Raw genomic sequence first — 23,839 nt, forward strand, 5'->3', positions numbered from 1 at the left:
TCAGCCGTGGGCGGCTGAGTCGCGCAGACGCACAGGACCGACCCGCGCCTCGATGGCGAGGCGCAGCGGCTCGCGCAGACCGAGCATGAAACCAAGCTCGGCAGCGACGAACAAAGGCCCGATGATCAGCCCGGTGAGATCGTCGACGAACGCCGGCTTGCGACCCTCGAAGTAGTGCCCGATGAACTGGATGATCCAGCCGAGCACGAACAATCCCGCGCCAACGCCCAGCCACAGCGCCATCGTTGCGCCGGCCAGAACTGCGCCCAGCCATACGCAGAGCAGCAGCACGGCGCTCATCAGCAAGCCGTAACGCAGATCCAGGCGAAGGTAGAAAACCGCAGCGGCGAGCGACACCAGTGCCGCCGGGCTTAGCCACAACCCGGCCCATTCGATGCCCGGCCGCGACAGGAGGATCGCCACCGCCAGCACGATCAGCGGAATGCCGATGAAATGGGTCAGGAGGTTGCGTGGATCGCGATGATAGGCCGCGTACTGTGCCAAATGATCGGTGAGGGTCTTCATTGGCGGCATCTCCGGAAGTCGCGTCTCACCAAGCTTAGCCGGTCGCAGCGGCTGGAGCACCGCCGGACACAGGGCGATCGCGCCAACATCGGTGGTTGCCGGGCTATTGCTCGGGACGATAGCCCAGCCGCAAGCCGCCCCAGTGACGCCCACCGACCATGATCGGCACGGACAGGTCATGCATCAGCTCCCCGGTATCGCGACTGTAGGTCTGCAACAGCAGGCGGCGCTGATGACTGCCGCAGCGCCCGCCGGTGCGGTCGTTGAACAGGCGCTTGCTACGGCTCTTGACCCGGTCTATTTCCGGGTTGCCCACCGGTGGCTGGCTGAACGCGCGGTTGTGGGTCGGCACGTAGCCCTCCGGCGTCGTGGCGATGGCGTAGACCAATGCGGCATGCTTCTGCAGCACCGGCTCCTGAATCGCCGGCAAAACCTCGTCGGCATAGCGGTCGAAGCGGGTCTGATACTTCACCGGATCGGTATTGGCCTGCGCCCGGTAATTGCGGTCGAACAGGTCATCGAGACTGACGCGTCCGGCCTGGATATCGGCCTCGAAACGCGCGCTGATGGCCGCAGCCCCCTGACGCGCCAGGTCGAACATGGTCTGGTGATAATCGTCGAGCTGGACCTCGGCCAGTTGCTCGCTGGCGCTTTCGGCCTGAGCCACCAGGCGTTCCGCCGCCAGCTCGAGCTGGCGGGTCTGCTCCTCGCTGTCCAGGGCATCGGTACGCAGCTGATCGAGGGCGACGAACTGTCCGGTCAGGCGCTGATGGTTGTCGGCGGTGCCGGTGGTGATCTGCTCGACCTGGCTTTCGACGCTGCCGGCCAGTTCGGCGATGCCGCTGAGCTGCTCACCGGTGGTGGCGATCTGCTCGGCCGCGGCGTCCAGCTCGTTGCCTTGACGCTGGATGTAACTGACCACCGCTTCGCTCTGCTGGCGAATGTCGGCCACCATGCGACCGACCTCCTCGGTAGCGCTGGAGGTGCGCGCCGCCAGACTGCGTACTTCGTCGGCGACCACGGCAAAGCCGCGGCCGGCCTCACCGGCACGGGCGGCCTCGATGGCTGCGTTGAGAGCCAGCAGGTTAGTCTGGCTGGCAATGGACTGGATCACGTCGGTAATGCGGCGGATTTCCTCCGTCCGCGCCGAAAGCCCGTCAATCAGCTCGCGGCTGGCGTGGGTCTGAGCACTCAGTTGCTGCATGCGTTCGATGGCGCGCTGCAGTTCGGCTTGCCCGGTATCGCTGCGCTCGCGCACCGCTTGCGCGGCATCCAGTGTGTGGCGGGCCCGCTCGGCGCTGTCCTGCTCGGTGGCGGCGATAGCCTGGGCACCATTGGCGATTTCGCTGACGGCCTGCAGCTGTGACTTCAGGCGGATGGCCAGCTGCTCGGCGCTGAAGGCGACCTGAGCAGCCGACAGCGCGTTGTGACAGGTATTGCGCGAGAGATTCTTGGTCAGCTCGGCGAAGCTCTGTGGCGCCTCGTCGGCAGCCGTGGCGCCGCCGGCCACCGCCCCCCACGAGGTGAACCAGGGCCAGAGCGCCGCCAGCATCAGCAGCGCACCGGTCACCAGCAGGGGCGGTGCCAGCCAGTAATGCACGAGCAGCAGACCGATGATCAGCACGGCATGGAACACGGCGGCCTTCGGATGGCGGTAGGCGGGGCTCATGGTCGGCCTCTTGTTCTTGTCGGATTGATCCGACGTTGTACCCATACCCTCCAATAAAGAACAGTAGTGCCTTAGTAGCAACGTGCCGTCATCGGAGGCTTACTCCAGGCTTAACGGCCGCGCCCACACAAACTGAAGCGATGGACCTCCTTCTCCGAGCACCGCCGGTCGTCAGTCGGCAACCGGACGATCAGGCGCGGTCAGCGGCAGGCACAACCGCACGCGCCGGCGCAGCCAGGGACTGGGGCGATAACGTGCCTCGCCGCCATAGCAACCCTGCATCGCCTCAAGGATGGCGAGAATTCGGCCCGCACCGTAATGCTCGGCAAAGCCCAGCGGCCCTTTCGGATAGCCAAGCGCCAGGGTGATTGCGCGGTCGAGTATCTGCGGGTCGGCAATGCCCTTCTGCGCGCTCTCGCAACCGAGATTGACGATGCTCGCCACCACCCGCTGACTGACGAAGCCGGGCGAGTCGTTGATCACCTCCACCGGCACGCCATCGTGACTCAGGGCCTGTTGCGCCTGTGCCTCGAGCGCGGGGTCGAGCGCCGGTTGGCGCATCAGTACCCGGCGCCGATCGAAGTCAGCGAACAGGTCGAAGGCGATACTGCGGGTGGCGGGCAGATCAAGCCTGGCGATCATCGTGCTGGCATCCTCGCCCAGCGGGGTGATCAGGCAGATGGCGCGCTCCGACGGCGCCTCACCGGTTTCCAGCTGGGTACCGGCCTCGCGTAACAACGCCGCCAGCCGGCCACGCAATTCGGCATCCTGACTGTCCAGCCAGAACGGGCGCTCGACGACTATCGGCCGCCATTGCGGCTCCGGCGTGCGGATCTGCTGGCCGTTGTCGTAGCGGTAGTAACCCTGCCCGGTCTTGCGTCCGAGCAACCCCGCTGCGACCCGCTGCGCCGCCTGGTAAGACGGTGTATAGCGCGGGTCCTGATAGAACTGCTGATACACCGACTCCATCACTGCATGGGAAATATCCAGGCCGGTGAGATCGAACAGCTCGAACGGCCCCATGCGAAAGCCCGGCCCGTCGCGCAGGATGCGGTCGATCTGCTCGGCATCGGCGATACCCTCGGCAAGGATGCGCTGCGCCTCGGTGCTGTAGGCGCGACCGGCGTGATTGACCAGAAACCCGGGGGTATCCGGCGTGATTGCCGGAAAATGCCCAGCCTCTTCGGCCAGTTTGACCAGCCGCTCGATGACCTGCGGATCGCTGCGCTCACCGCGCACCACCTCCACCAGCTTCATCAGCGGTACCGGGTTGAAGAAGTGAAAACCGGCTACCCGCTCCGGGTGCTGGCAGGCCGCCGCGATGCGCGTGACCGAAAGCGACGAGGTGTTGGTCGCCAGCACCGCATCTTCGGCGAGCAGCGACTCCAGCTTGATGAAAAGCGCCTGCTTGGCCTCGAGATTTTCGACGATCGCCTCGATCACCAGATCGCAGCCGGACAGATCGGCCAGCGCGGGTGCAGCCTGCATGCGGGCCAGCGTGGCGTCGAGCTCGGCGATGCTCAGCCGCCCCTTGGCCACGCCGCGTTCTAGCAGCTCACGGTTGAAGCGCAGCGCCTCGCTGATCGACGCGCTGCGTGCATCGTGCAACCAGACCTGCTTGCCGGCGCTGGCGAACAACTGCGCGATCCCGCGGCCCATGGCGCCCGCGCCGACGATGCCGATACGCTCAAACATGCAAACCTCCTAACGAGCAATGCGATATTCCGCAGTGCGGAACAAGATTCCATCGAATTGACCATGAGCGTAAAGACTGCCAATCTCCAGCGCAAGTCAGCCGCCGAACCCGCTCGCTCATGTCCGATCAGCCCTATCCAGCCGCCACACTGCAACAGGTCGAAAGCTCGTTGACCGGGTTCTTCCAGGACCTCGGTTGCCACCTCAAGGAGTACGGCCCGGAGCGCGCGGTGGTCGAACTGCTGTTGTTGCCGCGCCACCTGAACAACGCCAGCAACCTGCACGGCGGCGTCACGGCGACCCTGCTGGACGTGGCGATGGGCCTCTGCGGGACCTGGGTGGAACAGCCGGAACAGCGCCGCGTGGCGACCACGCTGTCGATGAACGTCAGCTTCAGCGCACCGGCACCAGTCGGCAGCCGCATCCGCGCTGTCGCAGTCTGCCGCTCCGCCGGGCACAAGGTGTTCATGGCCAGCTGCGACCTGCTGGACGAGAAGGGCCACTTGCTGGCCTTCGGCGAAGGCGTATACAAGCGCGGCAAGCTGCGCAGCGAGCTGCCCTGAGCGATGCTTGCCCTGCTCCCGCTGGCGCTTGTCTGTGAGCTATTCGCGCTGGTAACGCGCCTGCCGCTGCTGAGTGTGGTCAGCGGTGCGCTATTGGTGCTTTTCTTCGCCTGGCACTGGCGCTCGCTGATGCCCTATCCGCGCCGGCTCGGGCTGGTCACGCTGGGGCTGTTCGCCTACTGGGCACTGCTCCGTGACCCCGACTGGCAGCAGACCCAGCGGATGCTCGGCGCCGCGGCCTACTACGGCGCGTTCATCGGCGCGCTCGGGCTTGCCCATTGCGCGGTCAGGAGGATGCCGCAACTTGGCGAGCTGCATCGATTGCTGTTGCGGCAACCTGTTTCCAGCCTCTACCCGAGCTATCTGTTCAGCACCTTTGCGATCAGCTCAGTGCTGAGCTTCGGCATGCTCAACCTAGTCTGCGGTTCACTGGAACGTTATCTGGATCGGCAGCCGTACAGCCCGACCCAGCGCCGCGAGGGCGCCAGGGGTGTGATGGTAACGGCCCTGCGCGGCTTCGCTCTGGTGCCCTTGCTGGCACCAACCAGCGTGGCAGTGGCGATCCTCACCCGCGAGTTGCCGGGTCTGAGCTGGAGCGCCCTGCTGCCATTCGGCCTGCTCTGCGGGGCAATCCTGCTTTTAGTGGGCTGGCCGATGGAAAACCATCGTCTGCGGCAGCTGCGAGAAACCGATGCCCCGGCAAGCGGCTCGAGCACTGCCGGGTCGGCAATGGGGCTGCGCAACCTGCTTTATGGCAGCGTGCTCGGCATCCTGCTGATCGCGCTGCTGGCCAGCCTGACCCCACTGTCGGCGACCCAGGCCGCCATGCTGCTGGTGCCGCTCGCGGTGGTCGGGCTGCTGCTGTATCAGGGTGGATCGCCAACAACGGTCTATGCCGAAGTACGCGACACCCTGGCCGGCATGCGCAACGAAACCTTCATCTTCGCCTGCTCGGCACTGCTTGGCGGCCTCACGGCTGCGCTGGTCCCGGTCGAACGACTCGCCAGCCACTTCAGCAGCACGCCGTTGGCGCTGTTCGGTCTTGGCAGTGCCGGCATGCTGGCGATGATTGCCCTGGCCCTGCTCGGTGTCGCGCCGATCATCTCCCTAAGCCTGTGCGCCGCACTGCTCGCGCAGCTGGCCGGACACGGCGTGGCGATCATGCAGCCGGCAGTGGCGCTGCTGATCGGCTTTTCGCTGGCCATGCTGCTGTCGCCCTATGGCCCCTCGGCACTGATGCTGGCGCGCCACGCGCAATTATCTCCGTGGCGCATCGCCTTCGGTTGGAACGGCCGTTTCGTGCTGCTGGTGCTCGGCCCACTGCTGCTGGTGCCGCTGCTGGCGTAGCGCTCACATCCAGCCGTGCTCGGCCATCGACAGGGGCTCGCCGTCACCGACGATGAAGTGATCGAGCACCCGCACATCAATCAGCGCCAACGCCTCTTTCAGCGTCAGGGTCAGCTGACGATCCGCCTGGCTCGGCTCGGCCACGCCCGATGGATGGTTGTGCGTGAGGATGACCGCCGCCGCATTCTGCGCAAGGGCACGTTTAACCACTTGCCGCGGGTAGACGCTGGCGCCATCGATGGTGCCGTGGAACAACACCTCGAAGGCCAGCACGCGATGCTTGGAGTCGAGAAACAGGCAGCCGAACAGTTCGTGCGGCTCATGCCGCAGCCGCGCCTTGAGGTAGTCGCGTACCGCCTGCGGCGACTCCAGTGCCGAATCGCGGCGCAGCCGCTCGGCCAGATGCCGGCGGCCCATCTCCAGCACCGCCTGCAGCTGGGCAAATTTCGCCGGCCCCAGGCCCAGATGCGCGCTGAACTGATCGAGCTCCGCCTCCAGCAACGCGCGCAGGCTGCCGAACTCGGCGAGCAGGTGTCGGGCCAGATCCACCGCGCTTTTGCCGGCAACCCCGGTGCGCAGGAATATCGCCAGCAATTCGGCATCGGAAAGCGCGGCAGCGCCCTGTTCGAGTAGCTTTTCCCGCGGCCGCTCCGCCGCCGGCCAGTCACGTATGCTCATGTCCTCTCCCTGTCGAGCAAGCCCACTTTTCCGCTGTGGGCGCTGTGCTATCTTAGCCCGTCATTTTTCCGGGGTATCGGGCGTGTTCTGACCTGGTTCTCACTCCGGAGAGTCCCTACGAGATTACAAGGCAGGCCTATGCAGCGGCTGTATCGTAAACGCATCGTCTTGGGCGTCGGCGGCGGTATCGCCGCTTACAAGAGCGCCGAACTGGTCCGTCGCCTGCGCGACCACGGTGCCGAAGTCCGGGTTGTTATGACCCAGGGCGGACGTGAGTTCATCACGCCTCTCACCCTGCAGGCGCTCTCCGGCCACCCGGTTCATCTGGATCTGCTCGACCCCGCCGCCGAAGCGGCGATGGGTCACATCGAACTGGCGCGCTGGGCCGACCTGGTGTTGATCGCGCCGGCCACCGCCGACCTCATGGCACGCCTGGCCCAAGGCGTCGCCAATGATCTACTGACCACCGTGGTGCTGGCGACCAATGCCCCGGTCGCCCTGGCGCCGGCCATGAACCAGGCCATGTGGGCCGACCCGGCCACTCAGGCCAATCGCGAATTGCTGTTGAAACGTGGCATTCGTCTGTTCGGCCCCGGCTCCGGCAGCCAGGCCTGCGGCGATGTCGGCATGGGCCGCATGCTCGAGGCCGACGAACTCGCCCAGGCCGCCGCGGACTGCTTCGCGACCGGCCTGCTGACGGGCAAGCACCTGCTGATCACTGCAGGTCCAACCCAGGAAAACATCGACCCGGTTCGCTACATCACCAACCACAGCTCCGGCAAGATGGGCTTCGCTCTGGCCGAGGCGGCCGCCGAGGCCGGTGCGCGGGTCACGCTGGTGACCGGCCCGGTGTTCCTGCCGACGCCCGATCGCGTGCAGCGCATCGACGTGGTCAGCGCCCGCGACATGCTTGCCGCGTGCGAAGCGGCGATGCCCTGCGACATTCTCGTCGCCGCAGCGGCGGTAGCCGACTACCGCCCGGAAGTGGTGGCACCGCACAAACTGAAGAAAGATCCCACGACCGGTGACGGCCTGCTGCTGCAGATGGTGCGCAACCCGGACATCCTCGCCACGCTGGCCAGCCGCACGGACCGTCCGTTCTGCGTCGGTTTCGCCGCAGAAACCGAGAATCTGCTGGAGTACGCCACGCGCAAGCTGCGCGACAAGAATCTCGATCTGATCGTCGCCAATGACGTGGCCAACCCCAGCATCGGCTTCAACAGCGAAGACAACGCCGTCAGCGTGATCGACCGCCAGCAACACGAAACCCGTTTCGGCCAGGCCAGCAAGGGACATATCGCCCGCGCGCTGGTGGCCTTCATTGCCGACCGCTACAAAGAGTCCTGACATGCACGCACTCCAAGCCAAGATTCTCGACCCTCGCCTCGGCCAGGAGTTCCCCCTTCCCGAATATGCGACACCGGGCTCTGCCGGCCTCGACCTGCGCGCCATGCTGCAGAGCGACACGGTGCTCGAGCCGGGCCAGACGCTGCTGATTCCCACCGGCATTGCCATCCACATCGGCGACCCGGGACTTGCGGCCCTGATCCTGCCGCGTTCGGGCCTGGGCCATAAGCACGGCATCGTGCTCGGCAACCTGGTCGGGCTGATCGACTCGGACTACCAGGGCGAGCTGATGGTGTCGTGCTGGAACCGCGGCCAGAGCGCCTTCACCATCGCCGTCGGCGAGCGTATTGCGCAGCTGATGCTGGTACCGGTGGTACAGGCCCGCTTCGAACTGGTCGACAGTTTCGACAGCAGCGACCGCGGCGCTGGCGGCTTCGGGCACTCCGGCAGCCACTGAGTCACCGCGCACCGCTTACCTTTCAGGATGATTCGAGGAGCTTCATGGCACTCTTCAAGCGCACCGCCAAGGATTCAGGCGTTCTGAACCCGGCCGACACCCGCAGCAAGCGCGGCGGTTTCACCCTCAAGCCATTGCTCGGTGGCCTCGCAGCCAGCCTGATCGGGCTCGGCGCCGCCGCCGCGCTGATCTGGCTCGGTCAGCAGGGCGCTCAGCAGCAGCAACAGACACAACTCGCCGAGGCCTGGAGCCAGAGTCAGGCAAGCGCATTGCAGCAGGCGCTGCGGCGGCTGCGTGCCGATACCCAGACAGCGGTGGAGCAGCAACGCCTGGTGGACGTCGTCCGTGCTGACACCGAGCTCAGACGCGAAGCCGAACAGCGCCTGCTGGAGTTGCCCGGCGTGGTCGACGCGCACCTCAATCCACGCGGCCGGGTGGTGCCGGACACCAGCCGCCCGGGCCCGCTGAACTTCGCTGCGCTCGATCTGCTACAGCGGGTCGAAGCAGGCCAGTCGGCCGCTCTGGAAGCCTACAAGGTCGACAACCGCTGGCTGCTCTACAGTGCGATTCCGCTGCGCGCCGAGGGTGAGCAGGCGATTCGCGGCACGCTGCTGCTGGTCAGCGATCTCCAGCACCTGTTCGCGACACTCCCGACGCTGCCCGACGAAGCCGGCCAGCTGCGACTGACCCAGCAATTCTCCGGCGCACCCGAACAGGTGCTGCTGCAGCGCGGCACCGCGGCCGACAATGCTTCGGCACTGACCCTCGCCAGCGGCAACGCCAACTGGAAGCTGGCCTACCTGCCCGGCGCCATCGATCAGCTGACCCTCATGCCGCTCCTCCTGCTCGCGGCCGCCCTGGTGGCGATTGCCGGCGTGCTGATCGGTCTGCAGCTGGTGCTCGGCGGCCAGCAGCGCAGGCTGCGCGAAGACGTGTTGCAGATGAGCCGCCTGCTACAGGAACTCTCCACCGGCAAGACCATCCAAATACCGGCCTTGAGCCTGCCGGTCCTCGACGCACTGGCCAGGAACATGGTCCGACTGCCTGTCCGCCAAGCTGGACCGGCTCCGACTCAGGCACCCGCCGCGGCTCCAGCCGTTCGGCCCGCCAAACCTACCGAGTACGTCGATCCGCGCTTGCCGGACACCGATATTCTCGACATCGATATTCTCGACGAGGACCAGGACATCTTCGGCCTCGACACCAAGGAGCGAGAACCCGCAATGAGCAGTGCCAAAGCCCCGAATTTGCCCGCCAGTATCTTCCGCGCCTACGACATCCGTGGCGTTGTCGGCGACAGCCTGACTACCGAGACCGCCTACTGGGTCGGCCGCGCCATCGGGTCCGAGAGCCTCGCCAAGGGTGAACCCAACGTTTCGGTTGGCCGCGACGGGCGCCTGTCCGGTCCCGAACTGGTCCAGCACCTCATTCAAGGTCTGCTCGACAGCGGCTGCGACGTCAGCGATATCGGCATGGTGCCGACGCCGGTGCTCTATTACGCCGCCAACATTCTCGCCGGCAAGTCCGGCGTGATGCTCACCGGCAGCCACAATCCGCCGGACTACAACGGCTTCAAGATCGTCATAGCCGGCGACACCCTGGCCAACGAACAGATCCAGACCCTGCGCAAGCGCATCGAAACCAACGACCTGTCCAGCGGCGTGGGCAAGGTCGAGCAGGTCGATGTACTGGAACGCTACTTCGAGCAGATTCGCAATGACATCGCCATGGCCAAGCCGATGAAGGTGGTGGTCGACTGCGGCAACGGCGTCGCCGGCGTCATCGCCCCGCGCATGATCGAAGCGCTGGGCTGCACCGTGGTCCCGCTGTACTGCGAGGTCGACGGCAACTTCCCCAACCACCATCCGGACCCGGGCAAGCCCGAGAACCTGGTCGACCTGATCGCCAAGGTGAAGTCGGAGAAGGCCGATCTCGGTCTGGCTTTCGACGGCGACGGCGACCGCGTCGGCGTGGTGACCAATGTCGGCACCATGATCTATGCCGACCGCCTGCTGATGCTCTTCGCCAAGGATGTGGTATCGCGCAATCCCGGCGCCGACATCATCTTCGACGTCAAATGCACCCGTCGCCTCACTCCGCTGATCAGCGGTTACGGCGGCCGGCCGGTGATGTGGAAGACCGGCCATTCGCTGATCAAGAAGAAGATGAAGGAGTCCGGCGCGCTGCTCGCTGGCGAAATGAGCGGGCACATCTTCTTCAAGGAACGCTGGTTCGGCTTCGACGACGGCATCTACAGCGCCGCGCGCCTGCTGGAAATCCTCAGCCAGGACAAGCGTGACGCCGAGCAGGTGTTCGCCGCATTCCCCTGCGATATCTCGACACCGGAGATCAACATCACGGTGACAGAGGAAAGCAAATTCACCATCATGGACGCCCTGCAACGTGACGCTCAGTGGGGCGAAGCCAACCTGATCACCCTCGACGGTGTACGGGTCGACTATCCCAAGGGCTGGGGCCTGATCCGCGCCTCGAACACCACACCGGTTCTGGTGCTGCGCTTCGAGGCCGACAGCGAGGAAGAACTCAGCCGCATTCAGGACGTTTTCCGCGCACAGCTGCTCAACGTTGCACCCGATCTCAAACTGCCGTTCTGATTTGCGGAGCCCTGCATGACCCTCAGCCGTGAAGCTGCCACCCAATTCGCCAAGGTACTTTCCGAGGCGCTGCCCTACATCCGCCGGTTCGTCGGCAAGACGCTGGTCATCAAGTACGGCGGCAACGCGATGGAAAGCGAGGAGCTGAAAACCGGCTTCGCGCGCGACATCGTGCTGATGAAGGCGGTCGGCATCAATCCGGTGGTGGTGCACGGTGGCGGTCCGCAGATCGGCGACCTGCTCAAGCGGCTGAACATCGAAAGCCACTTCATCGACGGCATGCGGGTCACCGACAGCCAGACCATGGACGTGGTGGAGATGGTTCTCGGCGGGCAGGTAAACAAAAGCATCGTCAGCCTGATCAACCAGCATGGCGGCAGCGCCATTGGCCTGACCGGCAAGGACGCCGGCCTGATCCGCGCCAAGAAGCTCAAGGCGACCCGCCAGACACCAGAGATGACCAAGCCGGAAATCATCGACATTGGCCATGTCGGCGAAGTCACCGGCGTCAATGCCGAGCTGCTGGAAATGCTGGTGCAGGGCAACTTCATCCCAGTAATCGCGCCGATTGGCGTGGGCGAGAACGGTGAGTCCTACAATATCAACGCCGACCTGGTCTCCGGTAAGGTGGCCGAGGCGCTGAAGGCCGAGAAGCTCATGCTGCTGACCAACATTGCCGGCCTGATGGACAAGCAGGGCAGCGTGCTGACCGGCCTGTCCACGGCCCAGGTCGACGCACTGATCGCCGACGGCACCATCTACGGCGGCATGCTGCCGAAGATCCGCTGCGCGCTGGAAGCGGTGCAAGGTGGTGTCAACAGCGCCCACATCATCGACGGTCGCGTACCCAACGCGGTATTGCTGGAGATCTTCACCGATGTCGGCGTCGGCACACTGATCACCAACAGCCAGGGTTGAAGCAGACGCAAAAGAAAAGGGAGCCTAGGCTCCCTTTTTTCATGCCGTGCCGTCAGCCAATCAGAGATCGATACGGAACGACTCGAGCATCGCCGGGATGCCCGGGAACATGCCGATACCCAGCATCACGGCGCAGAGCACGATGAAGACGATCGTCGGGATGACCCAACGATGCAGGTGGCTCAGGGACTGACCACGCTCCTTGTCACCGATCAGCCCGAGATTGTCGAGCAGCACCGTCAGCGACCAGCCGAACACCGGATTAACCAGCGCCGAGGAAAAGATCACGATGGCCGCCGACTGCGAGGTCTTGCCTTCACGGGTCATCTGCATACCGGCTTCCAGCAGCGGCAGGAACACGCCGACCATCAGCGCCACGCTCAGTACCGGCGGCCAGATCGCCAGATCCATCGGGTAACCCCAAAGCGCCGCAACCACACAGAGCAGGCCGGTGAGCAATGCACCGGCGGGAATCGGGCGCTTGGCGATGGCGGCCGGCACCATGAAGGTGCCCCAGGATGAGGCCAGGTTACCGCCACCCAGCGACGTCCCGACGATCTGTCGTGCCGCCGCAACGCACATGGTGTCATCGATGTTCATCAGCACCTTCTTCGCCTTCGGCGGATAGTTCAGCTGCTGGAACACACGATGCCCAAGGAAGTCCGGCGACCACATGGCTACCGCCAGCACGGCAAATGGCGCGACAGCAATGAAGTGATGCAGCTCGGGCAGACCGATCTGCCAGCCGGTAGTCTCGCCCCACCAGTACATCGGATTCAGGTTGGGCACACCCGGCTCGGTGGTGAACTCGAACGGAGCGCCCAATGCAAATGCGATCACGGCCGCCAGCGCCGAACCCAGCGGAATAGCCAGCCAGCGCATGCGGATATGTTCTAGATAGGCGTACATCACGATGGTGGCGAACACCACGATAAACGCGATGTAGCCCATGTCGAAGCTGTCGGCCCAACCGAACAGCTTCTTGATCTGCGAGGTAATGCCGATGAAACCCAGATACAGCAGCAATCCGCCACAAACACCATCACTAGTCAGACGCGCCAACAGACTGCCGCCCTTGAAGACACCGAGGGTGAAACCGAGCACACCCACCATGATCCCCAGCGCCATAGGATGCCCGCCCGATGCGACGATCAGGGGAATCAACGGAATCAGCGGGCCATGGGTCCCGGCCAGGTTGGCCGTGGGATTGAGGAAACCGGAGAACACCACGACAAACAGCAGAGCTGCGATCAGCATCTCGTAGCGCGCGTTCTCGATCACGAACTCGTTGGAAAGCCCCATCGGGCCGGCGAAAGCCGCAACAACAGCCGCCACCATGACGATCTTGCCGATGGTCGCCGCCATGGCCGGCACCCAATCTTCGTACTCGAAACGGTAGTCACGAAACGGCAGGTTTATTCCCCAGCGCTTCGGCGCCATGATCTCCAGTTCGTGCTCGAGGTATTCAGAGCGAGTCGCGAAATTTCCCTTCGGCTTGTGAAGCTCCCGATAACTGCGTAGGTCCCTACCATTCATGCTAGTCAGCCATACCGAAAAATTTGCGCCACGGTACAGACTGACCCCAAGCAACTCATCACGACCTTGAAACTATTGAGCTAGAGCGGTCTTTTGTGATAGCAAGCAAGCTATTTATCGAGCTATTGGCATAGCAAATAGCCACGCCAAGTATTTTGAAACAAGGGAACAGGGATCAGCGTTTTACTGCTTTTGCCCTAGCAGTTCGGCAATCCGCTGGCGATCACTGGCAAAGCTGACTTCCGCATCAGCGCGCGCCTTTTCGAAACGCTTGAGGTCGCGCTGCAGACTCTGCTCTTCCTTTTCAAGGTTCTCGATCTGCGCCAACAGGTTGCCCGGAACCTTGCGACCGGCGCGCTCATGGTTCGCCGCCTGCTTGCGCAAGCTCGCATGCTGGTTGCGTATCGACTGCAGGTTGCCGCGGGCCAAGCCCATCACGCTATCGAGCTCGGAAAGCTTGCGCGTTTCGGCCCGCTCCACATCCTCGACACTGGCATACAGACGCAGCAGCTGCGCATCCGATGCAGCACGGGCCTTCTGTGCCTGCAACCGGGCAAATTCCTCCGCGGTCGGTGCCGGCGGCACCTCGCGGACCACTCGCCCTTGCTCGTTGAGCACCTGATATCCACGCGAAATGTGTTGCGGCGGCACGCCATGGCGATCGAGTACGACCACGCCGCGGTCGTCCACATAGCGATACAGCTCGGCAGCCGAGGCCAATACCGGACATATGACTCCCAGCAGGAGCAACGTACGAGCGGCTACCGATTTACGCATGGCGCATTACCTACCCTGGGTCAGATTCCGTACTGCTCGCGATAAGCCTGTACCGCGGGCAGGTGCTGTTTCAGCTGAGCGTCGTCGGCGAGATATTCCAGCACTTGCTCAAGGGACACAATACTGATTACCGGCATTCGATAATCACGTTCAACTTCTTGAATCGCCGACAGCTCGCCCTGCCCTCTTTCCTGTCGATTCAAGGCGATGAGTACGCCGGCGGCCTCGGCTTTCTGCGCCTGGATGATCTGCATCACTTCGCGGATCGCGGTGCCGGCGGTGATCACGTCATCGACGATCAGCACACGCCCCGCCAGCGGTGCACCGACCAGCGTGCCACCCTCACCATGATCCTTGGCTTCCTTGCGGTTGAAGCACCAAGGCAGGTCGCGCTGATGCTGCTCGGACAGCGCGATGGCGGTGGCTGCGCCTAGCGGGATGCCCTTGTAGGCCGGGCCGAAGATGACGTCGAAATCCAGACCGCTCTCGATCACCGCCGAGGCGTAGAACCGCCCGAGCTGTGCCAACGCGCTGCCGCTGTTGAACAACCCGGCATTGAAAAAATAGGGGCTGATGCGTCCCGACTTGAGAGTGAACTCACCGAAACGCAGAACACCGCGTTCGATGGCGAAGCGAATGAACTCGCGCTGGTACGCCTGCATGAAGAAATTTCCCGGAAAACCACTGTTTTAGCTAATTGCGAAGAGCTTGGGTTATCATACACGCACGTGTTTTTAGGGGCCATTTATGCGGATCATCAGCGTCAACGTGAATGGCATTCAAGCGGCGGCACAGCGGGGATTGCTCAGCTGGCTGCAAGCGCAGAATGCCGATGTCATCTGCCTGCAAGATACCCGCGCCTCTGCCTTGGAACTCGACGATCCGGCCTATCAGCTGGACGGTTACTTTCTCTATGCCTGCGATGCCGAGATTCCGGAGCAGGGAGGCGTGGCGCTCTATTCCAGGCTGCAGCCGAAGGCCGTCATCACCGGACTGGGCTTCGAGACGGCGGATCGCTACGGGCGTTACCTGCAGGCGGATTTCGACAAGGTCAGCATCGCCAGCCTGTTGGTGCCGTCCGGCCACGGCGGCGATGCCAACCTGAACCACAAACTCAAGTTCATGGACGACTTCGCCCACTACCTGGACAAGCAGCGCCGCAAGCGCCGCGAGTACATCTATTGTGGCTCACTGTATGTCGCCCACCAGAAGCTGGACGTGAAGAACTGGCGCGATTGTCAGCAGGACCCAGGGTTTCTAGCGCCCGAGCGCGCCTGGCTGGACGAGATTTTCGGCAATATGGGCTATATCGACGCCCTGCGCGAAGTCAATCGCGAAGGCGATCTGTTCAGCTGGTGGCCGGACACCGAGCAGGCCGAAATGCTCAACCTCGGCTGGCGTTTCGACTACCAGATCCTGACATCCGGTCTACGCCGCTTCGTGCGCACTGCTCGCCTGCCACGGCAGCCACGCTTCTCCCAGCACGCGCCGCTGATCGTTGACTACGACTGGACGCTGAGCCTCTGAGGCTCAGCGGTTTGCCCTACTTGACCAGCCGCCAGCAGAACGGATAGCGGTAGGGCTTGCCCTCGTTGGCGCGAATGCCGGCGATAACCACCAGCACCAGCGCCACCACGCTCACCAACACCATTAGCGGAAAGCCTATGAGGATCCAGGCCAGCACGCCGCAGATCATCATCGCGATGCTGAAGGTCAGCTGAAAATTCAGCGCCTCCCTACCCTGCTGATCGACGAAGGGATCCATGTCCTTCTTCAGCTGCCAGACGATGAGCGGGCCGATCACATTGCCGATCATCGGCGCCAGAAACCAGAAGAACGCCGAGTAGTGGCAGAACATCGCCCACTGGCGCGCTTCGCGACTGGGTAACGGCACAAGATCCTGATCGGTCATTTCGCGCTACCTCTTGCTCAGTCCGCCAGCGCCGCGCGCTGTAGCTCGAACAGCTGGCGCACGCCATCATGGGCCAGAGCCAGCATCGCATTGAGCTCCTCAGGATGGAACGGTGCCCCCTCGGCCGTGCCCTGCACCTCGATAAAGCCGCCCGCGTCGGTCATCACCACGTTCAGATCGGTTTCGGCCGCCGAATCTTCCAGATAATCCAGATCCAGCACCGGCTCGCCCTGATAGATACCAACCGAAACCGCCGCGATCATCTGCTTGATCGGGTCGCCCGACTTCAGACCGCCACGTTTCTTTAGCACCTTGAGCGCATCGATCACCGCCACCATGGCACCGGTGATCGACGCCGTGCGCGTACCGCCGTCGGCCTGGATCACATCGCAGTCGATGAACAGCGTGTTCTCACCGAGCTTGCTCATGTCGAGCGCCGCACGCAACGAACGACCGATCAGGCGCTGGATTTCCAGGGTGCGCCCACCCTGCTTGCCGCGCGAGGCTTCACGCTGGTTACGCTCGCCCGTAGCGCGCGGCAGCATGCCGTACTCGGCGGTCAGCCAACCCTGCCCCTGCCCTTTCAGGAAACGCGGCACGCCGGACTCGATGCTGACCGTGCAGATCACCTTGGTGTCGCCGAACTCCACCAGCACCGAGCCCTCGGCATGCTTGGTGTAGTTGCGGGTGATGCGGATCGAGCGCAGCTGATCGGCGGCACGGCCACTGGGTCGCTTCATGTATAGGTCCTGCTAGATGGGAAATTGACCGGCATTATAGAGCCCATTGGCGCGGAAAAGGGTCGCGGCCGTCCGGCCATCGCTGCCGCGACACCCTGTTTTCCTTTACAATCCTTCGCCTTTCGCAGCCCGCAATCGAGAGGTATCCCCGATGGTCCACAGCATGACGGCCTTTGCCCGCAGCGAGCAGGCCGGCACCCATGGCACCCTCAGTTGGGAAATCCGCTCGGTCAATCATCGCTATCTCGAGCCGCACCTGCGCCTGCCGGACGCCTTCCGCGACCTCGAAGGCGCGGTTCGCGATGCCCTGCGCAAAGGCATCTCGCGCGGCAAGGTGGAATGCACTTTGCGCTTCGCCGAGGAAAACAACCGCACCGCCCTGCAGGTCGACCGCGAGCGCGCCAGCCAGTTGATCGCCGCCGCCGAAAGCGTTGCCGCACTGATCAGCCAACCCGCACCGATTGACCCGCTGCAGGTACTTGGCTGGCCGGGCGTACTGGTCGGCGACGCGGTCGACCCACAGACACTCAACCAGAGTGCCCTGCAGCTCTTCCACAGTGCGCTCGAGCAGCTCAAGGAAGGCCGCCGGCGTGAGGGCGACGAACTGGCCAAGCTGCTCAACGAGCGTCTGGACAGCATCCTCGAAGAAGTTGCCACGCTGCGCGAACAGGTGCCGCAGATGCTCGCAGCCCAGCGCCAGAAGGTGCTCGACCGCTTCAGCGAAATGCAGGCAGAGCTCGACCCACAGCGCCTCGAACAGGAGATGGTCCTGCTGGCACAGAAGAGTGACGTTGCCGAAGAACTGGACCGCCTGAACACCCATGTGACCGAAGTGCGACGGGTACTCAAGACCGGCGGCGCGGCCGGACGCCGGCTCGACTTCCTCATGCAGGAACTCAATCGCGAAGCCAACACCCTCGGCTCGAAAGCGTTCGACCCGCGCAGCACTCAGGCCGCGGTCAATCTCAAGGTATTGATCGAGCAGATGCGCGAGCAGGTGCAAAACCTCGAATAACCATCAGCCACCACAACGGCTGGTCTATTTTTGTCCCACAGCATTAACAGCGCTTTTCAGGAACCCGTCATGTCCGCCACCACCGGTACGCTTTATATCGTTTCCGCGCCTTCCGGGGCCGGCAAGACCAGCCTGGTCAAGGCGCTGGTCGATGCACAACCGCAGGTGCGGGTGTCGGTTTCCCATACCACCCGGGCCATGCGGCCGGGCGAGGTCGACGGCGTCAACTATCACTTCGTCAGCCGCGAGGATTTTCTCGCGCGACTGGAGCGCAACGAGTTTCTCGAGCATGCCGAAGTGTTCGGCAACCTGTACGGCACCTCCCAGCGCTGGTTGGAAGACACCCTGGCCGAAGGCTTCGACCTAATCCTGGAGATTGACTGGCAGGGCGCGCAGCAGGTGCGCCGCCTGATGCCCCAGGCCAAATCGATCTTCATCCTGCCACCGACCCAGGAAGCACTGCGCCAACGCCTCAACAACCGCGGCCAGGACAGTGACGAGATCATCGACAAGCGCATGCGCGAAGCGGTCAGCGAAATGAGCCACTACGTCGAATACGACTACCTGGTGATCAACGACGACTTCGCCCACGCCCTGATCGACCTGCAGTCGATCTTCCGCGCCAACCAACTGATACAGAAGACCCAGCAACAGCGCCACGCCCGCCTGCTTGGCGAATTGCTCGCGCAGGTCGGTTGACGCACAGCCCGCAGAAACAGCGCTTCCATTAAGGCTGGTGATTTTTTAGACTACTCCGTCCGCTCGCCCATTCGGGCACGCTCTACCGCTATTGATGAGGAACACCATGGCCCGCGTTACCGTTGAAGATTGCCTGGACAACGTCGATAACCGCTTCGAGCTGGTCATGCTCGCTACCAAGCGCTCGCGCCAGCTGGCCACCGGTGGCAAGGAGCCCAAGGTCGCATGGGAAAATGACAAGCCGACCGTCGTCGCCCTGCGCGAGATCGCTTCCGGCCTGGTCGACTACGATGTCATTGCACAAGACGAGATCGTTGACGACGAGCCTCTCTTCACCCAGTACGAGGAAGAGCCGAACGAGGCCATCTGAATAAATGCCAGGTCGAAGTCGAACCGATAACATCGAAGCCCGCTGGCAAGGAGCACTGTCTTGCCAGCCATAGACGCGCTTGCGGATCGCCTATCGACCTACCTCGGCCCGGATCAGGTCAATCTGGTCCGTCGTGCATATTTCTACGCCGAGCAGGCCCACGACGGTCAACGCCGGCGCAGCGGTGAAGCCTACGTCACCCATCCTCTCGCGGTAGCCAACATCCTCGCCGACATGCACATGGACCATCAGAGCCTGATGGCCGCGATGCTGCATGACGTCATCGAGGACACCGGCATTCCCAAGGACGCACTGGTCGCGCAGTTCGGCGAAACCGTTGCAGAACTGGTCGACGGGGTCAGCAAGCTGACCCAGATGAACTTCGAGACCAAGGCCGAAGCGCAGGCCGAGAACTTCCAGAAGATGGCCATGGCGATGGCCCGTGACATCCGCGTGATCCTGGTCAAGCTCGCCGACCGCCTGCACAACATGCGCACGCTGGAAGTACTGGCCGGCGAAAAGCGCCGCCGCATCGCCAAGGAAACCCTGGAGATCTACGCACCCATCGCCAACCGGCTGGGCATGCACACCATGCGCGTGGAGTTCGAGGATCTGGGCTTCAAGGCCATGCACCCGATGCGCTCGGAGCGCATCCGCGCCGCCGTACGCCGCGCCCGCGGCAACCGCAATGAGATCGTCGACAAGATCGAACAGTCGCTGATTCACTGCCTCGAACGCGAAGGGCTGGAAGGCGACGTACTGGGCCGCGAGAAGCACCTGTACAGCATCTACAAGAAGATGCGCGGCAAGCGCAAGGCGTTCCACGAGATCATGGACGTCTACGCCTTCCGCATCGTGGTGGACAAGGTCGACACCTGCTACCGCGTGCTCGGTGCGGTGCACAGCCTGTACAAGCCGCTGCCGGGCCGCTTCAAGGACTACATCGCGATCCCCAAGGCCAACGGCTACCAGTCCCTGCACACCACCCTGTTCGGCATGCACGGCGTGCCTATCGAGATCCAGATTCGCACCCGCGAGATGGAAGAGATGGCCAACAACGGCATCGCCGCGCACTGGCTATACAAGTCCCCCGAGGACGAAGTGCCAAAGGGCACCCACGCCCGCGCCCGCCAGTGGGTCAAGGGTGTACTGGAACTGCAGCAGCGCGCCGGCAACTCGCTGGAATTCATCGAGAGCGTGAAGATCGACCTGTTCCCCGACGAGGTCTACGTCTTCACCCCCAAGGGCCGCATCATGGAGATGCCCAAGGGTTCCACCGCCGTCGACTTCGCCTACGCGGTGCACACCGACGTCGGCAACACCTGCATCGCCTGCCGCGTCAACCGTCGCCTGGCGCCGCTGTCGCAACCACTGGAGAGTGGCTCGACGGTGGAGATCGTCACCGCACCAGGTGCGCGTCCGAATCCGGCCTGGCTGAATTTTGTCGTCACCGGCAAGGCACGCACGCATATCCGCCATGCGCTCAAACTGCAGCGTCGTTCGGAGTCGATCAACCTCGGCGAGCGCCTGCTGAGCAAGGCGCTCAGCGGCTTCGAGACCAGCCTGGACAAGATCAGCGCCGAGCGCATCCAGCAGGTACTGACCGAATACCACATGGAGTACGTCGAGGATCTGCTGGAGGATATCGGCCTGGGCAACCGCATGGCCTATGTGATCGCGCGCCGTCTGATATCGCACGACAATGAGGAAGCACCGGCACTCGAAGGTCCGTTGGCGATTCGCGGCACCGAAGGGCTGGTGCTGAACTACGCCAAGTGCTGTACGCCGATTCCCGGCGACCCCATCGTCGGGCATCTATCGGCCGGCAAGGGCATGGTCGTGCACCTGGAAACCTGTCGGAACATCGCCGATGTGCGGCACAACCCGGACAAGTGCATCCAGCTGTCCTGGTCGAAGGATGTCACCGGCGAGTTCAATGTCGAGCTCCGGGTCGAGCTGGAGCACCAGCGCGGCCTGATCGCCCTGCTCGCTGGCAGCGTCAATGCCGCCGACGGCAACATCGAGAAGATCGGCATGGACGAGCGCGACGGCCGCATCAGCGTCGTCCAGCTGGTGGTCAGCGTGCATGACCGCGTGCACCTGGCCCGAGTCATCAAGAAGCTGCGCGCGATCAAGGGCGTCACCCGCATTACCCGCGTCAAGGCCTGACCTCCTCCGTCGACTTCGACCTGTCTGCAAAACGCCACGGCTGGCCGCTCTCGCCATCAGCCATTATGCTGGCTGCCCGTTGCCCAACCCTCAGAGGAGTCTCCATGAGCAAGACCGTGATCAACACCGACAAGGCGCCGGCCGCCATTGGCACCTACTCCCAGGCCATCAAGGCCGGCAACACCGTCTACCTGTCCGGGCAGATCCCGCTGGATCCCAAGAGCATGGAGCTGGTGGAAGGTTTCGAAGCGCAGGCGGTGCAGGTTTTCGAGAACCTCAAGGCGGTGGCAGAAGCGGCTGGCGGCTCGCTGAAGGACATCGTCAAGCTCAACATCTTCCTTACCGACCTCGGCAACTTCGCCACCGTCAACGAGGTGATGAGCCGCTACTGCCAGCAGCCGTACCCGGCGCGTGCCGCCATCGGTGTCTCCGCGCTGCCCAAGGGTGCGCAGGTTGAAATGGACGCCGTTCTGGTCATCGACTGATCGGATCGTCTGTCGGCGCGGCGCCAGTCGCCGCGTCATCGACCTCAACGCACCAGAATTTCGACTCGCCGATTGCGCGGCTCGGCCGTGGCATCCGGCGTCGCTATCAGAAGATTGCGCTCGCCGTGGGATTCCACCCGCAACTCCATCGCTTCCAGCCCCTTGGTGCGCAACAGCTCGGCGACCGCTTGGGCGCGACGCAAACCGACCTGCTCGTTGGCCGCACGATGACCCAGCGTATCGGTATGGCCGATGACTGTTACCACCGGATAGTCCCGACGCTGGGCTGCCAGCAGAACGCTGTCCAGCAGTTGTTCAGTCGTGCTGTCCAACGCGCCGGATGGCGCGATATGAAGGCTAAATCGCTCGGGCAATGCCGGCTGGGCAGCCAGCGCCTTGTCGAAGTCCGCCTTGCGGCGCATGTCCGGTACGACATAGGCCTGACCGGTACCGGCAATTGCCATGCCCTGGCCAGACGCGTCCAGCCGACGCTGCCCTTCCTCTCCAAGCATCACACCACCGCGCCCACCACTGTCGTCCGCCAGCATCACGTAGGAATGCTGCGCGCAGCCCGCCACTGCCGTCATCGCCAGCAGCACCATCGTTTGCATCAGCGTAATCGGCTTCACGGGCTCACCTTCATCAACACCTGGCCACCGCGCACACCGATGCGGCCGTCCGGCGTGTCGACAGCGATGGCCTGTGGATCGAGGCGGGCCATGTCGCCCGCAATCAGGTTGAGCGTGCCGCGATTGAGCGTCGCGCGCAGGCGCAGCTCATCCAATGCCGGGGCGAAGCGATAGTCGTCGAGGGTCAGCTCGCTGTGCGGGCCGAACGCCAAAACACTGCCGTCGCCGAGGATCACCCCCAGCGCACCTTCGGCGCCGGTGCTCAAAGCCACACCCGGCACGATTGCCTGGCCGACCTTGGCGGCGTTGGTATAGCCGCGGCTGCTGATGTACGCAGCGCCTTCCACCCGCGCCACATGGCCTACCGGTTCGGGTAGGTTCTCGGCGTTGGTAGGCGCAATCCAGACGGCGGCGGCCATGCAGAAGGCACGTAGCATGTAGTTATTGAAGCAAGTCATCGAATTCTCGAATCGCCAGGAGTGCGGTTGGAGCGATACCGCTCCACTGGACTAAGGCAGTCCAAACCGGCAAAAAATCCCCTGCCGCTTCATTTTCCGGCGACTTGTTGATCGGACCGGTGCCACGCGACTACCCCAAGGTCGATGAGCTCGGCCAACAGGCGTTTATCAGAATCCGCCAGACGAAATCTAAGAGGCAGTGTGGGCAGGCCCCACGGCGGCAGCCTGCGTTAGCCAGATGCCTCACCGGCACGCCTCATTCATGCTTGGTAGTGATTCGATCCGATTGCAGGTAGAACTTGCCGAAGGGGTCGATCACCCGTCCCCCGGTAGCGTGAAACGCCTTCAGTTCACGTAACGCTGCGCCGCCTGCTGCAGCAGCCCTTCCTGCTTCATCTGGTCGAGGGTGCGCTGCAGCTTCTCGACGACTGCATCCGGCGTTTCCTTGTTCAGCGCCAGATAGAGGTCGACACGGCTCAGGGTCAGCGCCACGGCCAGCGGGCCGACGCCGGCCTGCTTCGCCTCGTATTCGCCGGAGGGGTTGGTGGTCGCCCACAGATCGAACTGACCGGCCTTCAGCTTGGCCGGGGTGTCGATCAGCGAACTCTGCACCTCGATGCCACGGTTGATCAGGTACTGACTGCCCACGCTGCCATCCTTCGAGCCGATTCGATACTGCTTGGCAACATCCAGGCTGGAGACCTGAATCTGGCTCTCCGGAGTCTTGAGCAGCACGATCTGGATCTCGCTGAGCGGACCGACCCACTTGTACTTGGGCTCGCGCTCGGGGGTACGGCTGAGGGAGAACACAGCGAAGCCCGGGGTCTTCTCGGCCAGCTGCTGCAGGCGGCTCCACGGGAAACGCAGCGTCATCGCATAGGGCACGCCCGCGCGCTTGAACAGAGCGGCCACCACCTCGGCATCAATGCCGCTGATCGCACCCTCCTTGGCGAAATTCTTGCCATCGTCGGCCATGCTGAACGGCGGGAAATTCTGCGTGAGCAGGTTGATGGTTTCCCCGTCGGCGCTGGCCGAGGCGATTGGCAGGAGGCTAATCAGCGCGCCCAGAAAAGCGCAGCGAAGATACTTCTTGTTGGTCGGCATGTTGAAGTCTCGGGTCGATCGGACGTTGTTTTTTCCGCACCGGCATCGGTTCCGGGCGGCTGTCGGCAGGTTCTTATTGCGCCCGGTTCGGGACAAGCGACCGCGCGGCGATGAACCCTAACAGGGCCTTG

At 63.5% G+C, this 23,839-nt stretch carries 24 protein-coding genes; 12 read left to right on the forward strand and 12 right to left on the reverse strand.

Translation table 11 applies throughout. The features are described from left to right. The 3 genes from CW305_RS12855 to CW305_RS12865 form a co-directional block, all read right to left on the reverse strand. Positions 1-525: an Mpo1 family 2-hydroxy fatty acid dioxygenase gene (locus CW305_RS12855; protein ID WP_023444589.1), complete on the reverse strand. Its 525-nt coding sequence runs from the start codon at positions 523-525 to the stop codon at positions 1-3. Between the two features lie 103 nt (positions 526-628). After that, a complete protein-coding gene (locus CW305_RS12860) occupies positions 629-2,194 on the reverse strand; it encodes a methyl-accepting chemotaxis protein (protein WP_104098069.1) in 1,566 nt (521 codons plus the stop codon). Positions 2,195-2,365: 171 nt separating this feature from the next. Continuing rightward, positions 2,366-3,889, reverse strand: a complete 1,524-nt coding sequence (locus tag CW305_RS12865) for a 3-hydroxyacyl-CoA dehydrogenase (protein ID WP_104098070.1) — start codon at positions 3,887-3,889, stop codon at positions 2,366-2,368. A 119-nt stretch (positions 3,890-4,008) separates the two neighbouring features. On the opposite strand from CW305_RS12865, the gene CW305_RS12870 reads away from it, so the two are divergent. Both CW305_RS12870 and CW305_RS12875 read left to right on the forward strand, forming a co-directional pair. Further along, positions 4,009-4,452: a PaaI family thioesterase gene (locus CW305_RS12870; RefSeq protein ID WP_104098071.1), complete on the forward strand. Its 444-nt coding sequence runs from the start codon at positions 4,009-4,011 to the stop codon at positions 4,450-4,452. Between the two features lie 3 nt (positions 4,453-4,455). Next, entirely contained in the window at positions 4,456-5,799 is a 1,344-nt protein-coding gene (locus CW305_RS12875; protein WP_104098072.1) for a hypothetical protein, read from the forward strand. Between the two features lie 3 nt (positions 5,800-5,802). Here the strand turns inward: CW305_RS12875 and radC are convergent, their stop codons facing one another. Further along, a complete protein-coding gene (radC, locus tag CW305_RS12880) occupies positions 5,803-6,477 on the reverse strand; it encodes a RadC family protein (RefSeq protein ID WP_104098073.1) in 675 nt (224 codons plus the stop codon). 138 nt (positions 6,478-6,615) lie between these two features. Between radC and coaBC the strand changes: the two genes are divergently transcribed. The 4 genes from coaBC to argB are packed head-to-tail and all read left to right on the forward strand — an operon-like array spanning position 6,616 to position 11,814. Then, positions 6,616-7,824 carry a bifunctional phosphopantothenoylcysteine decarboxylase/phosphopantothenate--cysteine ligase CoaBC gene (coaBC, locus tag CW305_RS12885; RefSeq protein WP_014821797.1) on the forward strand — a complete coding sequence of 403 codons (1,209 nt, stop codon included), beginning with the start codon at positions 6,616-6,618 and terminating at the stop codon, positions 7,822-7,824. Position 7,825: 1 nt separating this feature from the next. After that, positions 7,826-8,281 (forward strand): dUTP diphosphatase, encoded by a 456-nt coding sequence (gene dut / locus CW305_RS12890; RefSeq protein ID WP_044314670.1) that lies wholly within the window; start codon positions 7,826-7,828, stop codon positions 8,279-8,281. Between the two features lie 44 nt (positions 8,282-8,325). Next, positions 8,326-10,896, forward strand: coding sequence for a phosphohexomutase domain-containing protein (locus tag CW305_RS23925; RefSeq protein ID WP_104098074.1), 2,571 nt, complete (start codon positions 8,326-8,328; stop codon positions 10,894-10,896). Between the two features lie 15 nt (positions 10,897-10,911). Next, positions 10,912-11,814, forward strand: a complete 903-nt coding sequence (gene argB / locus CW305_RS12900; RefSeq protein ID WP_104098075.1) for an acetylglutamate kinase — start codon at positions 10,912-10,914, stop codon at positions 11,812-11,814. 60 nt (positions 11,815-11,874) lie between these two features. Here argB and CW305_RS12905 read toward each other — a convergent pair whose 3' ends face one another. From CW305_RS12905 to pyrE, 3 genes are all read right to left on the reverse strand, one after another. Further along, entirely contained in the window at positions 11,875-13,350 is a 1,476-nt protein-coding gene (locus CW305_RS12905) for a DUF3360 family protein (RefSeq protein WP_080902081.1), read from the reverse strand. Between the two features lie 183 nt (positions 13,351-13,533). Then, a complete protein-coding gene (locus CW305_RS12910; RefSeq protein ID WP_224742652.1) occupies positions 13,534-14,127 on the reverse strand; it encodes a DUF4124 domain-containing protein in 594 nt (197 codons plus the stop codon). A 20-nt stretch (positions 14,128-14,147) separates the two neighbouring features. Continuing rightward, positions 14,148-14,789: an orotate phosphoribosyltransferase gene (pyrE, locus tag CW305_RS12915; protein ID WP_104098076.1), complete on the reverse strand. Its 642-nt coding sequence runs from the start codon at positions 14,787-14,789 to the stop codon at positions 14,148-14,150. A gap of 85 nt (positions 14,790-14,874) precedes the next feature. Between pyrE and CW305_RS12920 the strand changes: the two genes are divergently transcribed. Continuing rightward, positions 14,875-15,654 (forward strand): exodeoxyribonuclease III, encoded by a 780-nt coding sequence (locus CW305_RS12920; protein ID WP_014821803.1) that lies wholly within the window; start codon positions 14,875-14,877, stop codon positions 15,652-15,654. 16 nt (positions 15,655-15,670) lie between these two features. On the opposite strand, the gene CW305_RS12925 is transcribed toward CW305_RS12920, so the two are convergent. Both CW305_RS12925 and rph read right to left on the reverse strand, forming a co-directional pair. Further along, positions 15,671-16,039 (reverse strand): DUF4870 domain-containing protein, encoded by a 369-nt coding sequence (locus CW305_RS12925; protein ID WP_046618397.1) that lies wholly within the window; start codon positions 16,037-16,039, stop codon positions 15,671-15,673. A gap of 17 nt (positions 16,040-16,056) precedes the next feature. Further along, on the reverse strand, positions 16,057-16,779 hold the full coding sequence (gene rph, locus CW305_RS12930; protein WP_014821805.1) for a ribonuclease PH: 723 nt from the start codon (positions 16,777-16,779) through the stop codon (positions 16,057-16,059). A gap of 151 nt (positions 16,780-16,930) precedes the next feature. Between rph and CW305_RS12935 the strand changes: the two genes are divergently transcribed. From CW305_RS12935 to CW305_RS12955, 5 genes are all read left to right on the forward strand, one after another. Then, entirely contained in the window at positions 16,931-17,794 is an 864-nt protein-coding gene (locus tag CW305_RS12935) for a YicC/YloC family endoribonuclease (RefSeq protein WP_023444578.1), read from the forward strand. A gap of 69 nt (positions 17,795-17,863) precedes the next feature. Then, positions 17,864-18,493: a guanylate kinase gene (gmk, locus tag CW305_RS12940; RefSeq protein ID WP_014821807.1), complete on the forward strand. Its 630-nt coding sequence runs from the start codon at positions 17,864-17,866 to the stop codon at positions 18,491-18,493. A 106-nt stretch (positions 18,494-18,599) separates the two neighbouring features. Then, positions 18,600-18,863 carry a DNA-directed RNA polymerase subunit omega gene (gene rpoZ / locus CW305_RS12945; protein WP_003283345.1) on the forward strand — a complete coding sequence of 88 codons (264 nt, stop codon included), beginning with the start codon at positions 18,600-18,602 and terminating at the stop codon, positions 18,861-18,863. A 60-nt stretch (positions 18,864-18,923) separates the two neighbouring features. Further along, positions 18,924-21,032 carry a bifunctional GTP diphosphokinase/guanosine-3',5'-bis pyrophosphate 3'-pyrophosphohydrolase gene (spoT, locus tag CW305_RS12950; RefSeq protein ID WP_023444577.1) on the forward strand — a complete coding sequence of 703 codons (2,109 nt, stop codon included), beginning with the start codon at positions 18,924-18,926 and terminating at the stop codon, positions 21,030-21,032. Positions 21,033-21,136: 104 nt separating this feature from the next. Next, complete coding sequence (locus CW305_RS12955) at positions 21,137-21,517, forward strand: RidA family protein (RefSeq protein WP_014821809.1); 381 nt, start codon at positions 21,137-21,139, stop codon at positions 21,515-21,517. Positions 21,518-21,561: 44 nt separating this feature from the next. Here the strand turns inward: CW305_RS12955 and CW305_RS12960 are convergent, their stop codons facing one another. The 3 genes from CW305_RS12960 to CW305_RS12970 form a co-directional block, all read right to left on the reverse strand. Then, positions 21,562-22,128 carry an OmpA family protein gene (locus CW305_RS12960; protein ID WP_104098205.1) on the reverse strand — a complete coding sequence of 189 codons (567 nt, stop codon included), beginning with the start codon at positions 22,126-22,128 and terminating at the stop codon, positions 21,562-21,564. Between the two features lie 14 nt (positions 22,129-22,142). Continuing rightward, positions 22,143-22,604 carry a FecR domain-containing protein gene (locus CW305_RS12965; protein WP_023444575.1) on the reverse strand — a complete coding sequence of 154 codons (462 nt, stop codon included), beginning with the start codon at positions 22,602-22,604 and terminating at the stop codon, positions 22,143-22,145. Between the two features lie 345 nt (positions 22,605-22,949). Further along, complete coding sequence (locus CW305_RS12970; protein WP_044314676.1) at positions 22,950-23,708, reverse strand: substrate-binding periplasmic protein; 759 nt, start codon at positions 23,706-23,708, stop codon at positions 22,950-22,952. Positions 23,709-23,839 lie beyond the last annotated feature (131 nt).

It is taken from the genome of Stutzerimonas kunmingensis (assembly GCF_002929225.1).
Lineage (GTDB): Bacteria > Pseudomonadota > Gammaproteobacteria > Pseudomonadales > Pseudomonadaceae > Stutzerimonas.